The sequence below is a fragment of the Variimorphobacter sp. HTMS_6 genome (genome assembly GCF_059717775.1).
Genome location: NZ_AP046094.1, coordinates 515,388 through 531,309, shown reverse-complemented (window position 1 = coordinate 531,309; position 15,922 = coordinate 515,388). Strand labels below are relative to the sequence as shown.

General features: G+C 39.2%; 14 protein-coding genes. 6 read left to right on the top strand and 8 right to left on the bottom strand.

All coding sequences use genetic code 11. The annotated features are described in order from the left end of the window. Nucleotides 1-129 precede the first annotated feature (129 nt). The 8 genes from AC6IWN_RS02355 to AC6IWN_RS02320 form a co-directional block, all read right to left on the bottom strand. Entirely contained in the window at nt 130-1,833 is a 1,704-nt protein-coding gene (locus AC6IWN_RS02355) for a sulfate adenylyltransferase subunit 1 (RefSeq protein WP_497990686.1), read from the bottom strand. Continuing rightward, nucleotides 1,834-2,733 (bottom strand): sulfate adenylyltransferase subunit CysD, encoded by a 900-nt coding sequence (cysD, locus tag AC6IWN_RS02350; protein ID WP_497990684.1) that lies wholly within the window; start codon nt 2,731-2,733, stop codon nt 1,834-1,836. Nucleotides 2,734-2,780: 47 nt separating this feature from the next. Continuing rightward, nucleotides 2,781-3,092: a ferredoxin family protein gene (locus AC6IWN_RS02345; protein WP_497990682.1), complete on the bottom strand. Its 312-nt coding sequence runs from the start codon at nt 3,090-3,092 to the stop codon at nt 2,781-2,783. Continuing rightward, the gene (locus tag AC6IWN_RS02340) at nt 3,076-4,779 is read right to left on the bottom strand and encodes an adenylyl-sulfate reductase subunit alpha (RefSeq protein ID WP_497990680.1); all 1,704 of its coding nucleotides are present in this window, start codon (nt 4,777-4,779) and stop codon (nt 3,076-3,078) included. Before AC6IWN_RS02340 ends, AC6IWN_RS02345 begins: the two co-directional genes overlap by 17 nt. 159 nt (nt 4,780-4,938) lie before the next feature. Beyond that, nucleotides 4,939-6,000: an ABC transporter ATP-binding protein gene (locus AC6IWN_RS02335; RefSeq protein ID WP_497990679.1), complete on the bottom strand. Its 1,062-nt coding sequence runs from the start codon at nt 5,998-6,000 to the stop codon at nt 4,939-4,941. Further along, entirely contained in the window at nt 5,991-6,830 is an 840-nt protein-coding gene (gene cysW / locus AC6IWN_RS02330; protein ID WP_497990677.1) for a sulfate ABC transporter permease subunit CysW, read from the bottom strand. Before cysW ends, AC6IWN_RS02335 begins: the two co-directional genes overlap by 10 nt. A 16-nt stretch (nt 6,831-6,846) precedes the next feature. After that, nucleotides 6,847-7,677 carry a sulfate ABC transporter permease subunit CysT gene (gene cysT, locus AC6IWN_RS02325; RefSeq protein WP_497990675.1) on the bottom strand — a complete coding sequence of 277 codons (831 nt, stop codon included), beginning with the start codon at nt 7,675-7,677 and terminating at the stop codon, nt 6,847-6,849. 106 nt (nt 7,678-7,783) lie between these two features. Beyond that, nucleotides 7,784-8,827, bottom strand: coding sequence for a sulfate ABC transporter substrate-binding protein (locus AC6IWN_RS02320; RefSeq protein ID WP_497990673.1), 1,044 nt, complete (start codon nt 8,825-8,827; stop codon nt 7,784-7,786). Between the two features lie 382 nt (nt 8,828-9,209). Between AC6IWN_RS02320 and AC6IWN_RS02315 the strand changes: the two genes are divergently transcribed. The 6 genes from AC6IWN_RS02315 to AC6IWN_RS02290 all read left to right on the top strand — a co-directional run bounded on the left by AC6IWN_RS02315 (nt 9,210) and on the right by AC6IWN_RS02290 (nt 15,904). Continuing rightward, complete coding sequence (locus tag AC6IWN_RS02315) at nt 9,210-9,926, top strand: response regulator transcription factor (protein WP_497990671.1); 717 nt, start codon at nt 9,210-9,212, stop codon at nt 9,924-9,926. Between the two features lie 99 nt (nt 9,927-10,025). Continuing rightward, nucleotides 10,026-11,306, top strand: a complete 1,281-nt coding sequence (locus AC6IWN_RS02310) for a sensor histidine kinase (RefSeq protein WP_497990669.1) — start codon at nt 10,026-10,028, stop codon at nt 11,304-11,306. Then, entirely contained in the window at nt 11,303-12,814 is a 1,512-nt protein-coding gene (locus AC6IWN_RS02305) for an amino acid adenylation domain-containing protein (RefSeq protein ID WP_497990668.1), read from the top strand. Before AC6IWN_RS02310 ends, AC6IWN_RS02305 begins: the two co-directional genes overlap by 4 nt. A 65-nt stretch (nt 12,815-12,879) precedes the next feature. Further along, nucleotides 12,880-14,085, top strand: coding sequence for a diaminopimelate decarboxylase family protein (locus AC6IWN_RS02300; RefSeq protein WP_497990666.1), 1,206 nt, complete (start codon nt 12,880-12,882; stop codon nt 14,083-14,085). A gap of 1 nt (nt 14,086) precedes the next feature. Further along, on the top strand, nt 14,087-14,314 hold the full coding sequence (locus AC6IWN_RS02295) for a phosphopantetheine-binding protein (protein WP_497990664.1): 228 nt from the start codon (nt 14,087-14,089) through the stop codon (nt 14,312-14,314). A gap of 3 nt (nt 14,315-14,317) precedes the next feature. Next, nucleotides 14,318-15,904 (top strand): MBOAT family O-acyltransferase, encoded by a 1,587-nt coding sequence (locus tag AC6IWN_RS02290; protein WP_497990662.1) that lies wholly within the window; start codon nt 14,318-14,320, stop codon nt 15,902-15,904. The last annotated feature ends 18 nt before the right edge of the window (nt 15,905-15,922 follow it).

Sequence of the window (15,922 nt, the reverse complement as noted above, 5' to 3'; positions counted from 1 at the left end):
ACTACAAATCACACTAGCAACTTGCCATAAAAACAGGTGCTCCGTTAATAAGAGCACCTGTTTTTATTTATTGGTTTTTATTTATTGGTTTTTATTTAATCGCATTTATTTTATATAACATTATTATCTTTAGATCACCCAGAAGTTACTGTGAAAGGCGATACTTCGATATACATCAAGACGTATCCACTTCTTAGTAAATCCCAACTCATTACCATCTTCTATTGCTTTATACTCCTTAAGAAATTCATGAAGCGTACCTTCCGAGGTTACAGCCACACCGAAGCCTCTCCCGTTCGTAATCGGATAACCGCCAAATTTGAAATCATCAATTGACTGAATGTCCTCTATCTTTCGATTTCTTACCTTAATTGCCACCCAATCACGAAGTACTAAGATATCAAAATCATCAGGATATTGATAGCTGTCCCCTTTCACCGGTATCTCCTCGTCAATGGTATAACGTTTTTCCTCCGGCTTATATTTTGAAACTGTTAAGCTTTCAAGATTATAATAGAACTCCTCGAATATATCTCCTCTGGCTTGAAATTCATTATAATAGAAGGTGTTCTGCTCTTTATTATCACCGGATTCCCGATCAAAATCTTCTACCACACCGCAGGCTGAGGTCATATTCGTGATACGATTAATTAGTATAAGTTCACCCAAGGTCTTATGTGATTTAAACTGATCGACCGATATTTTCTCAGCCAATATGATGTTACAGGAAGCGATTTCATTCTTCACTAAGTGATCGGTGCTTTTATGTTCTCCTGTATTAACATCGATCCTATACTCAATTCCAGTAACTACACCAGGAATCAACTTTGTCCCGATTTTAACAAAAAAGTCCTGATTCACTAAAAGTTTGGAATCATCCATCCACAATATGGTTGCGGTTAATTGCTTGGAGGTCGTAAGTTTTGGGTTTTTCGTCAATACGCACCCTCTAGACACATCCACTTCTTTATTTAGCTGAATGGTTACCGGCTGTCCCTCCCCTGCACTATGTACTTCCTGATCAGTGACATGGATACTCTTTACAACAGCTCGTTCATTGCTAGGCAGGGTGATTATCTCATCGCCGACTGATATCGTCCCCTCCTCAATCTGACCCTGAAAGCCTCGAAAGGTATGGTTCGGTCTGCACACTCTTTGCACCGGCATATAAAAATCCTTCTCATCTTCAGCGTGATTAATCTCAACCTGCTCCAAATGAGTGAGTAAGGCTTGCCCTGTGTACCATGGAATATTTATGGACTTCGAAGTTAGGTTATCACCTTCTGTTGCTGATATCGGAATGATTATTACATCCTCCAAGGATAATTCTGTGGTTAGCTCGTCAATCTCTTTTTTGATCTCCCCAAAGCGTTCCTCACTGTAACCAACAAGATCCATCTTATTTACCGCAAATACAAAGTGTTTTATTCCCATCAGGGAGCAAATTCTTGCATGTCTTCTGGTTTGCACCAATACGCCTTGCTTGGCATCCACAAGAATAATTGAGAGATCGGCAAAGGATGCTCCAACCGCCATATTTCTAGTGTACTCCTCATGTCCCGGTGTATCCGCAACGATAAAGCTTCTATGATCCGTTGTGAAGTAACGATATGCTACATCTATCGTAATACCCTGTTCTCTTTCTGCCATTAAACCATCTAGTAAGAGGGAATAGTCAATTGCACCTTCGCGGCTACCCACCTTAGAATCAAGCTCGAGCGCACGTTCCTGATCTGCATACAACAGTTTAGAATCATATAATAAATGTCCGATCAGAGTGGATTTTCCATCATCAACACTTCCACAGGTTATAAACTTTAATAATCCATTCATCTAGAAATATCCCTCCCTCTTTCTTCTCTCCATGCTGCCTGCCGCTTCATTATCGATTACTCTGCTGGTTCTCTCGGAGGATACAGCGCTTAAGGTTTCGTCTATAATTTCATCCAGAGTAACCGCCTCGGATTCACATCCGCCGGTTAACGGATAACAGCCAAGGGTACGGAATCGTACCATCTTGTTCTCAACCTGCTCTCCGGGTAAGAGCTTAATTCTATCATCATCCACCATGATGATATTGCCATCACGATAGATTACCGGGCGCTCCTTTGCATAATACAGGGACACAATATCAATATTTTCTCGCTGAATATACTGCCAGATATCCTTCTCTGTCCAGTTGGATATCGGGAACACTCTCATGCTCTCCCCTTTATTAATTTTGGTGTTATACAACTTCCACATCTCCGGTCTCTGGTTCTTAGGATCCCAGGCCTGCGCTTCATTACGGAAAGAAAAGATTCTCTCCTTCGCACGGGATTTCTCCTCGTCACGACGTCCTCCGCCGAAAGCTGCGGTAAATCCATATTTTTGTAAGCCCTGTTTTAAGGCTTGTGTTTTCATAATATCCGTATAGGCAGAACCATGGTCAAATGGATTGATCCCCTGTTCAATTCCCTCTTGATTGCTGTGAACAATCATCTCAATTCCAAGCTCTTTTGCTTTTCTGTCACGAAACTCTACCATTTCCCTAAACTTCCAGGTTGTGTCGATATGCATGAAGGGAAACGGGGGCTTTTCAGGATAGAAAGCCTTCATTGCAAGATGCAGCATAACAGAGCTATCCTTACCGATGGAATATAGCATAACCGGTTTCTCACACTCCGCTGCCACTTCTCGAATGACATAGATTGCTTCAGCTTCTAATTCGTCAAGGTGTGTCAAATTACTCATTCGCATGTCCTCCTATAGTTAAATTTACATATTATCATAACAATCTATTAATATTGATTAGAATCCTTCCGGTTCACATCAATCACTTCAATTTCTCCATCACTTTTCTCAATATTCCAATGAACAATATCTCCTTCGGTTTCAACCGTAAGTTTACTTCCTACTCCACCGATATCTGCTCCGAGATAGAGAGAGATAGCTTGCACTGGGCACTCTTTGATACAGGAGGAGCAGCCCCAGCAATCCTGTGGGTATTTGATAAATGCCTTTTTATCTTCCATTTTAATCAGGCTTCCGGGACATACATTCACACATTTCTTACAGCCGATACAGGTATCCTTCTTAATTGCTATGCTCATACTGTACCCCCTGTTCAACCAATTCTCTAAATATGATTTTAAGTTCTCCGTCCACCAATTTTGAATTCACATATTTTAACCACTGATCACTCTTATTCGGATAATCCAGATTCTCTGCAAAGCTATGCCATCTAGTTTCTTTTCTTGCTCTAAGGTGCGCAATTACCGATTTACATAATACCAATCGTTCCCTAAGCTCATATACGAACATTAATTCATGCATATCCTGTGCATGTAGGTGCTTGCTCAGTTTTATGATTTGGTCAATCTTCTCATCTGCAATCTTAAGCTGTTTTTCATTGAACTGATAATTATTACCGATACCACCGGCATATGTATCCATCACCTTTTGCATCGCTTCTTCAAGCTGAGCGGTTGTATAGATCGGATTCTCATAGTTTAGAATTCCTTCCACTTCCTCCTGAACAGCTTTCGTTAATAATTCTCTTTCTAGTTTTGCCACATATTCTGTATTTTCCGACTCACTTAGATCCTTCACCGCTGCTATAGCTGCGATTTCACCTTCCACCAATGCTCCGGTTACGTATTTTTGAGGACATCCTCCCGCTACATCTCCTGCTGCATAGAGTCCTTCAATTGTGGTACGTCTGTTTGTATCGACCCAATATCCACTTGCTGTGTGACCACCGACGATATAAGGCTCTGTTCCTTCAATCTCAACATTCTGCTCACTTGAATTTTTCCCTGACTCGATCCATTTTAACGTCTGGCTCGGTGCCATATTAAGATAAGCTTTCTTTAATTCTGCGTCTTGTGAAGGGGTGATTCCTTCTGTTCGTAGATAACAGGGGCCTCTACCCTCCTGATTCTCCTTTACTGTTCCATATACTCGTTCCGAGGTAGTAATTCCGTATTTTGTCTCATAAACCTCACCGAGGGAATTCACCTGCTTTGCTCCTACCCCCTGTGCAATGGTTCCGGTAGGTGCGATGGTATCCTTACATCGCAGTGCGATAAATCTCATCTCAAAGGTAGTCATCTCTGCACCTGCGCGGATCCCCATTGCATAACCGGCTCCGGTGTTGAATGGCGGGTACCACATTTTATGTCTGGAAAAACCGGGATTATTGGGTTTGTATAAACCGGCGGCTCCTCCGGTTGCACAGATTACTTTTTTGGCTCTAATTTCATAAAGCACCTCATCCTCTATGCTGATGGCATATGCACCAAGAATACGGTTATCCTTAACGATATAATCGATCACATTTACATGATTGAGTACATCTACATCTTCAAGATTGTATACGGCATCAGCCAGAATTGGCTTAATGTTTTCTCCGTTTATTTTAATGTTTCGATTCCCTCTTGCGACATATTCACCATTTTCGTCCTTTAGAATTACCAATCCCAAATCCTCAAGCTTCTTCGTCACGCGGTTTAAGCCTTCACTCATCGTAAGAAGCAAATCTTCTCTAACAATTTGATCTGCATCCTTTTTTGCATAATCTACATAATCCTGCGGTGTTCTACCCTTTACGATATAAGCATTGATTGCATTCACTCCTGCGGCGAGACAACCGCTACGCTTAATATTTGCCTTTTCCACTATTAGGACGGAGGCCATTGAATGTTCTCTAATTGTTAATGCAGCATAGCAACCGGCGGTTCCGCCACCGATGATTAAAATGTCTGTTTTAAGCTGCTTCACTTGTACCTGTTTCTTCATGTTACCTCCATAATTAATATCAACTCATCCTATCGATTCAATATATTCATTTAATATATCAACTCATCCTATACATTCAATATCTCCATTCATAACTAAGTTATTAAATAAGAAAATATGATGCTGTTGCTATTCTAATAAGCATGAACTTATGTAATCTTATAAGTAGATCGGATTTTTATCTTCGATTGAATTATTCTCTAAAACACAGTGGGTGTTGTCCCCGTACACAAACAAGCGATAGATTAATACATCAATTTTCTCCCCCACACTGACCGGCACTTCCTCAAGTGACCTTGTTGCGGTAAGAACAAAATCCTTCACCTTTAATTTTACTTCCGTATAACTTCCACGAAATGACAAATCCACTACGGTTCCTTCCTCAACGGATTTCGGATAAAGCAGCGTCTCTTCCTTCTTCGTAATCTTTATAAATTCCGGTCTGATCACCGCTTTCGAGATATTCTCTACCCGTTCAAAGCCCTTTAGCCTCTCATATCCCTCAAGTAAGGAGGACTGCCCTACAAACTCGGCCACAAAAAGCGTGGATGGATTTCGATATATCTCAATCGGTGTCCCAATCTGCTCAATCTCACCATGATTGGTTATGATAATTTCATCCGCCACTTCAATTGCTTCATCCTGGTCGTGGGTTACAAAGATACTGGTAATTCCAACCTTATTAATCGTATCCTTCAACCAACTCCTAAGCTCCTGTCTCACCTTCGCATCAATAGCCGCAAAGGGCTCATCAAGTAACAGTAGCTGCGGATTGGGAGCCAGTGCTCTGGCAAATGCGACTCTTTGCTTTTGACCACCGGATAATTGATGCGGGTATCGATGTCCCATTCCCTCCAAACCTATTAATGAAAGAAGTTCATTTACCCGCTCCTTACATTCCTTCTTATTCTTCTTTTGAAGCTCCAGCCCAAAGGCAATATTGTCGAAAACATTCATGTAACGAAACAGTGCGTAATTTTGAAATACAAAGCCGATACCTCTTTTTGAAGGCGGCATATCATTGACTCTGGTTCCATTAATAAAGATATCACCGGAATCTGGTCGTTCCAGGCCTGCCAGCATACGAAGTATTGTCGTCTTTCCGCTTCCGCTAGGCCCCAGTAAACCGATTAATTTCCCTTGTTCAATGGTAAAGTTGATATTGTTCGAAGCCTTAAAATCACCAAAGGATTTATTAATATTTTTCAATTCTACATACATTCCTTAACACCTGCCTTTTTCATTTTGTATTCCAGAATATTTCTTATAATCAAGATAATAACTGCTAGGATAACCAGTAGGGAGGATACTGCGAATGCAGCGGTAAAATTGAATTCACTGAATAAAATCTCCACCTGTAGCGGAAGTGTTATCGTCTTACCCCTTAGGTGACCGGATAATACGGATACAGCGCCAAACTCACCCATCGCTCTCGCGGTACAAAGAACGATGCCGTATAAGAAAGCCCATTTTATCTGAGGAAATGTAATCTTACGAAAGATATGAAATGCACTGGCTCCCATAATCGCTGCTGCCTCCTCCTGATCACTTCCCTGTGCATTCAACACAGGAATAATCTCTCTGGAGATAAAGGGGAAGGTAACGAATATTGTACCCAGAATAATTCCTGGAACTGCAAACACGATTTTAACATCCAGTGCTTCTAGAATTCCATGTGCCCATCCAATTCTGCCGAAGGTAAGAATGAAAATCAAGCCTGCGATAATCGGTGAGATTGCAAATGGGATATCGATTAAGGTGGTTAATAATTTCTTTCTTTTAAAATGATACTTTGTAATTGTCCAAGCAGCGAACAGTCCAAATATCGTGTTGATGATAATCGCTGCAACGGTGGCTTGAAGGGTAAGTATTAAAGCCTTCAGGGTATATGAATCCGTTACTGCTTTCTGATATAGATCAAATCCTTTACTCAATGCCTCAGTAACTACAACAATTAACGGCATCACCAGCATAATAAAAAGGAATAGGACGGTGATCGTAATTAACAGTCTCGGAATTAATTTTGATGTTTTCTGATTGCTCTTAGCCATATCGATTCTCTCCCTTCTATTCCTTCGTAAATCGGTTCGCATATACCTGAACTGAATTAATCGCAAATAAGATCACAAAGGATACTGCTAACATCACTAAAGCTATGGCATTTGCCCCGTTGTAATTAAACTGCTCTAATTTACTCATAATCAGTAGCGGTGCAATCTCTGTTTTAAATGGAATGTTACCTGCAATAAATACAACACTTCCATATTCGCCGACCGCTCTGGCAAAGGCCAACCCAAATCCGGTTAACAATGCCGGTCTAATTTCCGGAAGTACTATGTTAAAAAAGATATATGCCTTGCTCGCACCCAAGACATTACCTGCTTCCTCATACTGCGGATCCAGATCCTCAAGTACCGGCTGAATGGTTCTGACGATAAAGGGAATACCGATAAAAATCATGGCAATGATAATGCCCAGCTTGGTATAGGAAACCTTTATTCCAAGTGCTCCGAGCGGTCCGCCAATCATACCCTTATTCGAATATAATGTGGTTAATGCAATGCCTGCTACCGCGGTCGGGATTGCAAAAGGCAGTTCAATCAACCCATCTATAAATCGCTTGAACGGGAAATCATAACGGACTAATACCCAAGCGATAATCACGCCAAATACTGCATTAATCAAAGCCGCAACCAGCGCGCAGGAAAAGCTGACCAAATATCCGTTTACAACTCTTTTGTCCGTAACCGTATCGACAAATGTATGTAAGCCCATAGTAGAGGCATTGAGAACCAGTGATGCCATCGGTATTAATACGATAAGACTTAGCAAGGTTATCGTAACTCCCATCGATATACCAAAGCCCGGAATTACCTGCCTTTTTTTACTCCACTTCATAGTTTCAATGCCTCCACTTATTAATTTTTAATTAAAGCATCAACTTGTTGACACTTATTCACTAATTCAAATTGTCAATCCTGGATGTAAATTTCTAGTTCACAAATTACTTACCAGTGTATATTTGGTCAAAAATTCCGCCGTCGTTAAAATGCTTCTCCTGCGCCTTATCCCAACCACCAAATAGACTATCACGTATCGTTACAAGCTCTAAATTAGTATTAAACTGCTTACTGAATTCTGCTAAAATCTTTGGATTGCTCGGTCTGTAGTAATTTTCACCGGCAATTTTCTGAGCTGCGTCGCTGTATAGATATTTTAAATACTCCGTTGAAACTTCTCTGGATCCTCGCTTATCCACCACTTTATCGACGATTGCTACCGGTGGTTCTGCCAGGATACTAAGAGATGGTGTAATAATCTCATATTTATCCGGATTTTCTTTTATTGATAAGTATGCTTCATTCTCCCAAGCAATCAGTACATCACCCTGGCCGTTCTCAACAAAAGTTGTAGTCGAACCTCTTGCTCCGGAATCAAGTACCAATACATTCTGATATAGCTTCTTAATAAACTCCTTCACTTTTGCTTCATCATGATTATATAATTTATCCGCATACGCCCAAGCAGCCAAGTAGTTCCATCTAGCTCCACCGGAGGTCTTAGGGTTCGGGGTAATAACCTGCACACCTTCTTTAACCAAATCGCCCCAGTCCTTAATCTGCTTCGGGTTTCCCTTACGAACTAAGAACACGATGGTTGATGTGTAAGGAGCACTGTTATTCTCAAACTCACTTTCCCACCCTTTCTCAATTAGACCTGCCTCTTCGATTGCTGTGATATCATATCCAAGTGCAAGAGTTACAACATCCGCTTCATTTCCTTCAATAACAGAACGAGCCTGCTTTCCGGAACCTCCGTGGGATTGCGTAACGGTTACTTTTTGACCGGTCTTTTCCTCCCAATGCTTTGCAAATTCCTTATTATATGCTTCATAAAGTTCTCTGGTCGGATCATAGGATACATTTGTTATCTCAATTGATTTTGGCTTACCGGAGGTTTCGCTTTCCTTCTTTTCTCCGCAACCAACCAATAGGCCACCTAATAATACCGTTACTAACCCCACTGATAATAATTTCTTTAAACTCATAATACTCCTTCCCATTGCATACCTTTACGCAACACAGCCTATATACTCCATCATAATCGAAAATTAATTACTAATTATCAATCGCCTGCATATCATCCTTATCTGTGGTACAACATCGTATTCCGTTCTTTATGTAGAATAGCAATATTATCTCATTGAATCTCTCCATAACTCGCCCTCGCATATAATCCATATATATTATATATGTTTTGTTAGAGAGATTATACTCATTATTCCATACTTTGTCAATAGGTTTAGTATGCTTATATTTAAATAATTTCTTAAGAATTCTTAATTTATTCCAATTTCGTTGTTTTTCCAAATTTAAGTGATATAATCATGCTATTAGAACATGACGAATATAATGAAAGGTTGGTCTTTTATGGATTCAATGATGCAGCAGATTTTAGTAGTAGATGATGATGTGAATATCAGAGAAGTTCTCCGAATCCAGTTAGAGAATAAAGGATATGCAGTATTAGAAGCTGTTAACGGCAAAAAAGCAATTGATGCTGTTAAAAAGTATCCGAACATTGACCTAATCATTCTGGACATCATGATGCCTGTATTATCCGGAATCGATGCTTGCAACGAATTACGAACGTTAACTTCGGCTCCTATCCTATTCTTGACCGCGAAATCAAAGGTAACGGATAAAGCAGCCGCTTATCAAAATGGTGGTGATGATTATCTGGTCAAACCCTTTTCACAGGCAGAGTTAATTATGAAGGTACAATCTCTGTTAAGGCGTTATGTAGTGTACAAAGGGAAGGAAGAAGTTAGGACACATACCAGTGAATTACGTCTTCAGGATATCTTAATTGACACAGCCAATAGACTGGTCTTTCGTGAAACCCAAAAAATCGATCTCACTGATACGGAATATCAAGTATTAATGTACCTTATTCGTAATAATGGAAGGGCGAATGATGCCCGCACCATCTACGAAGGAGTATGGAATGAGAAGTTCCTTCCGAACTCTCACAACACAATCATGGTTCATATTTTAAACCTTCGTAAAAAGTTAGAACTTGATTATAACAACCCCACGATTATTCGCACAATATGGGGAAAAGGATATCAAATTGATGAGGTATAATATATGTTTTCACTAAGATACAAGCAAATGTTTGTTTTAACTATAGGCACAATAATCAGCTTAGGAATGTTCCTACTATCGCAAACCTTCGGAAATTTCATGATTTCAAGAAATTATCTTGATGAAGCGAATGTAACAAAAAGATTAAACAACTATCAAAATTCATTTCAGTCCTATGTGACCGAGCGAAATATATCAATTAAGAATGTTAAAGGTATATCTAGGTGGGTAAAAAATCAGCAATATGTATATCTGGTTGTTTACTCCAAGGGCGAGATTATTTACGAATCCGGTTTTTGGAGTGATAAGTTCCCTGATCATGATTTTCCTGAAAATGGTCTTCAAAGCAAATTCCCCTTGATCGGTAAAGATACACTTAACAATGTGAAAATCAATATTAAGCTGGAACGTTCTGTCTGTCATATCAATTTCAGTGATAAATCTTATGCAGTATCCTTTACAGACTCCTCTGAAACAAAATGGTATCATCTCGTGACATCACTGTCCTATGCCGTTTTTTTTCTCAGTTTATTTATGATATTGATGTTTTATAATCGCTATCTTATTCGCCGTATTGTTCATTTATCAAAGGATGTGTCCTTAATTGAGAATGGTAACCTGGATCATGTAATTCACTCTACCGGGAATGATGAGATATCCTTACTTGGGAAAAATGCGAATAATATGCGTAACTCTATTATTGCCAGACATAAAAGTGAAAAGGATGCATGGGATGCAAACAGCGAATTAATCACCTCAATGTCACACGATATTCGAACACCATTAACCTCTTTAATCGGATATCTTGAGATATTGGACGCAAAAAATTACTACTCTTCGGAGCAGTTTGATAAATATATAAAAAATTGCAAGGAAAAATCCATTCAACTTAAGGACTTATCCGATAAACTATTTCAATATTTCCTTGTATTTGGTAAGGAAAATATCCAGATGGAGATGAGCACCTACGATGTTCAAATTCTATTTGAGCAATTACTCGGTGAACACATCTTCGAATTAACAAATATCGGTTTTGAGGTACAATCTGAACTCGTTGAAGAATCCTGCACTATCACGGTAGACATCCTGTACTTAAAGCGCTTATTTGATAATCTTTTTTCAAATATCATTAAATATGCTGCACTCAATACTCCTATAGTCATTCGCGGAGCCGTTGACCACAGTGAATTAATTATATCAATGTCAAATGAAATTAAAATAGACAGTGAACTCACCGATAGTACCAATATCGGATTAAAAACCTGCAAAAAAATAGTGGAACAGATGAACGGTAGATTTGAAACCATAAAAAAGGATGACAATTTTCAAGTACTCATCATATTTCCAATTGAACGCAGTGAAAAGGAGGAAATCAGATGACTAATGTTTTAGAATATCTAGAAGCTTCTGCCGGGAAAACTCCAGACAAAATAGCTGTACTCGATTCCGAAGCAACATGTACCTATCTTGAGTTGAAGAATAATGCAAGGAGTATTGGCAGTGCACTAGCAGATATTGTAACCGCCCGTAAACCGGTAGTGGTATTCATGGATAAATGTATTGAAGCACTTACAACATTTATGGGAGTCGTATATAGTGGCTGCTTTTATACTTTAATCAGCCCTGATCAGCCGGCCGCACGTATCCGCCAGATACTGGAGGTATCACAGAGTGATTGTATCATAACACTAACCGATCATTTCAATCGATTGGAGGATATCGAATTCTCCGGTAGAATTCTAGGCTATTCCGATTTAGTCCTACATGACATTAACTCAGATAAATTGCAGAGTATCCGGACTTCCTCAATGGATATAGACCCCCTCTATTGCAATTTTACTTCAGGCTCTACCGGGGTACCAAAAGGTGTATTAGTCAGTCACCGCTCGGTTATTGATTTCATGGAGTATTTTCCATCGTTATTCGATATTACCTCCCAAGATATCATTGGAAATCAGGCTCCCTTTGATTTTGATGTATCTGTGAAGGATATCTATTCCACCCTCAAGGTAGGAGCCACCATGGTGATTATCCCCAAAAAGCTATTCTCCATACCGATGCAGTTACTAGATTATATCTGCGATCACGGAGTAACCACCTTCATCTGGGCGGTATCTGCACTGTGTATGATTACCCAGCTGAGAGGTTTAAGCTACAAAGTTCCGACTACAGTGAATAAGATTCTATTCAGCGGGGAAGCAATGCCGATCAAACATCTCAAACTATGGCAAAAGTATCTTCCAAATGCTATGTATGTTAATCTGTATGGACCGACAGAAATCACCTGCAATTGCACATATTTTCGCATTGACCGAGATTATGAATTAGAAGAGATACTCCCCATCGGAAAAGCATTTCCGAATGAAAAGGTTTTTCTGCTTGATGAAAATGATCAATTAATTATTGATCCAGGTACTATGGGAGAAATCTGCGTATCAGGCACCGCGCTTGCCTTAGGATATTACAATAATCCCATACAAACACAGAAGGCATTTATCCAGAATCCATTGAATCCATATTATATTGAGCCAATATACAGAACCGGCGACTTAGCATATTATAATGGCGATAATAATCTTTGCTTTGGAGGGCGAAAAGATTTCCAGATCAAACATATGGGACATCGAATCGAGCTTGAAGAAATTGAGTTAATCATCAACAGTTACGACAATATATCACGAGCATGCTGCGTCTTTGACAACGTGAAAAACAGAATATTTGCATTTTATATAGGAAGTATGGATGATGCACAGATACGAACCAAGATGCAGGAATCTGTACCGACCTATATGATTCCCTCCCAATTTGTAACAATGGAGGAACTACCAATCTCGCCTAACGGTAAGATTGATAGAAAAAAATTATTAGAAATGGTTGGAGGAGTGTGAAAAATAAATTTTTCACACACAAATTTGTGCCTGCGGCCCAAAGTTTGCAGGCTATAAGAAAGGGTATGGTTAATACTATGAAGGAGCAAGCGCTTGATGATATCATCAAGGAATACAAAACTCCGTTTTATCTATTTGATACGGACCGTTTGGCCAGGCAGATCAACAAAATCCGTTCTGTACTCGGTCCTAAGGTGGAACTATGTTATGCCATGAAGGCAAATCCTTTTCTGGTAAAAGAATTGGAGCATCTGGTGGATTACTTTGAGGTCTGTTCACCCGGCGAATTTCATATATGCGAAAGAGCCACCCTCCCAATGGGGAAAATCGTTATGTCAGGTGTTTATAAAAAACAGGATGACATAATGTATGCTTTACAAACATATAACAGTCAAATCACATACACCATTGAATCCTACACCCAGTGGCAGCTTTTAGAACAGTACTCAGCGGAGAATCAATTGACGCTCCGAGTTCTCCTGCGTCTGACATCAGGTAATCAATTTGGAATGGATGAAGCATTGATACGTGAAATCATTGAAAACCGGGATCAATATCCGTTTATCTGCATTGAGGGAATTCAATTCTTCTCAGGTACACAGAAAAAATCTCCCAACAAGCATGAACATGAGCTTACTATGCTTGATCATTTTTGCATGGACTTAAAAGAGCAATACGGTTTTGTTGTAAACAAGTTAGAATATGGATCCGGTCTTCCGATTTATTATTTTGATGAGGAAAAGGATGAAGAGGATTCTATGCTAGAATCTCTTGCAGCCCTCCTTAGCAATCTCAAATTCAGCGGCAAAATCTCTCTCGAATTAGGAAGATTCATTGCAGCCAATTGCGGATATTATGTAACAAGTGTTGTCGATCTGAAAAAGAATAAGGGGGAATCCTATTGTATCGTTGACGGCGGTATTCATCAGATGAATTACTTCGGACAGATGATGGCGATGAAAAAACCTCCAATCAGGCATTGGAATCAAGGCGATGGTGAGTCAGAGAATTGGACCGTGTGTGGATCCTTGTGTTCCATCAATGATATTCTGGTAAGACAATATCCTTTTACTAATCTTCATATCGGAGATAAGTTGATATTTCAAAAAGCCGGTGCTTACTCTGTTACAGAAGGAATCTCTTTATTCCTAAGCCGTGACTTACCCCAGGTTTTAATGTATTCCGGGGAGAAGAACATACGTGTAGCTAGAAAAACGTACCAAACAAATACTTTAAATTATTTTAATAATGATATGAATGGAGATCAATAATATGGAAAAATTACTTACAATCTTAAAAAATACTAATTCTGCAATCGACTACAATACGGAAACCCGCTTGATTGATGATGGAAGACTGGATTCCTTTTCCATCCTTTCCCTTGTAGCGGAATTAGAAGACGAATTTGTAATTGAAATTACACCAGTTGATTTAGTACCTGCAAACTTCAATTCAGCAAATGCGATGTGGAACATGATACTTCGCTTACAAGAGGAATAAACCATGAATTATACCTCCCCCTTATATCTTTTTGTATTCTTCCCGATTGTACTTTTCTCGTATCAATTGGTGTCCCAACGTCACAGATGGAAGATTCTGCTAACATTCAGTTATCTTTTCTTCTATTCGATTAGCGGAATGCTTTTGGGTTATCTACTCTTTTCAACGATATCCATGCATTTGATTGGGCTCTGGTTTATGAACAGTAAAAAAGACTATATGGAAAAAAGAAGTACTTCGGAGAATAAAAAAGAATTAAAATCTATTTATGCAAAGAAGAAATTTCGCATCCTGTGGTTTGGAATGCTAATGCAGCTTATTATATTAATTGTGTTAAAATATACGCATTTTTTAAGCGGTAACATTAACCATGTATTGAAATTGGTATCCTCACCTATCCTGATGCCTAACCTAAAATTTGTAGTTCCAATTGGTATATCCTTCTATACACTACAGGCAATCTCCTATCTCCTCGATATTTATTACCAAAAGATTGAGCCGGATAAGAATTTAGGCAGACTTGCGTTATATATGTCCTTTTTTCCTACACTCCTAGAAGGCCCTATTTGTCGCTACTCTCAAACTGCAGAGGCATTATTCAATGGTACTCCGTTAAATTATAAGAACATTACTTTTGGTTTACAGCGCATTCTCTGGGGTTTATTCAAAAAGCTTATTATAGCTGATCGGCTAAATCTACTGGTAGAACGAGTATTTGATAAAACCAATACACATTATGGTGGTTTTGTGATTATAGTGGCAGCTATACTATATACCTTTCAACTTTATGCAGATTTCTCCGGTTGTATTGATATTACCATCGGTACGGGTGAGATGTTTGGCGTAGTTATCCCTGAGAATTTCCGTCAACCCTTCTTTTCCAAAACGCCCTCTGAATTTTGGAGAAGGTGGCATATTACGCTCGGTAGCTGGCTAAAAGATTATATCTTTTACCCAATATCATTAACTAAATTCGTTAAAAACCTAGGTAAAAAATCGAAAGCGAAATTCGGTAAGCATATGGGTCAAATCATTCCCTCCTCCATTGCACTATTTGGAGTTTGGATCTGCAACGGCTTATGGCATGGTACCGGATGGAATTATATATTTTACGGTATGTACTACTTTACATTAATCTTACTTGGCAATACCTTTGAACCGCTAGTTCAATATGTTATGTCATATCTTAAAATTAACCGTAATAGTATACCCTACCGAACCGTTCAGACCATTAAAATGCTTCTCATCGTATTCACAGGTGAGCTCTTCTTTCGTGCAAATGGTTTAAAAAGAGGATTGCAATTATTTGAATCCATCTTTACCAACTTCCAATGGTCAGTGCTAACTGATGGTTCGCTGTTCAAGATAGGTCTGAGCAAACATGACTATCTCGCCGTTCTCTTTGGGCTAATTATTGTGTTTATCGTGGATCTGTTACATGAGAAAGGGATATCAATTCGTGAAAGAATAGCGAGTTGGAATCTTGTTGTTCGATGGAGCGTCCTATATGCTGCAATTATCCTTGTAATCATACTAGGCGCATATGGTGATTCTTATCTTCCGGCTAAATTAATATACGCAGGATTTTAAAATTAGTTTATGAGGTAG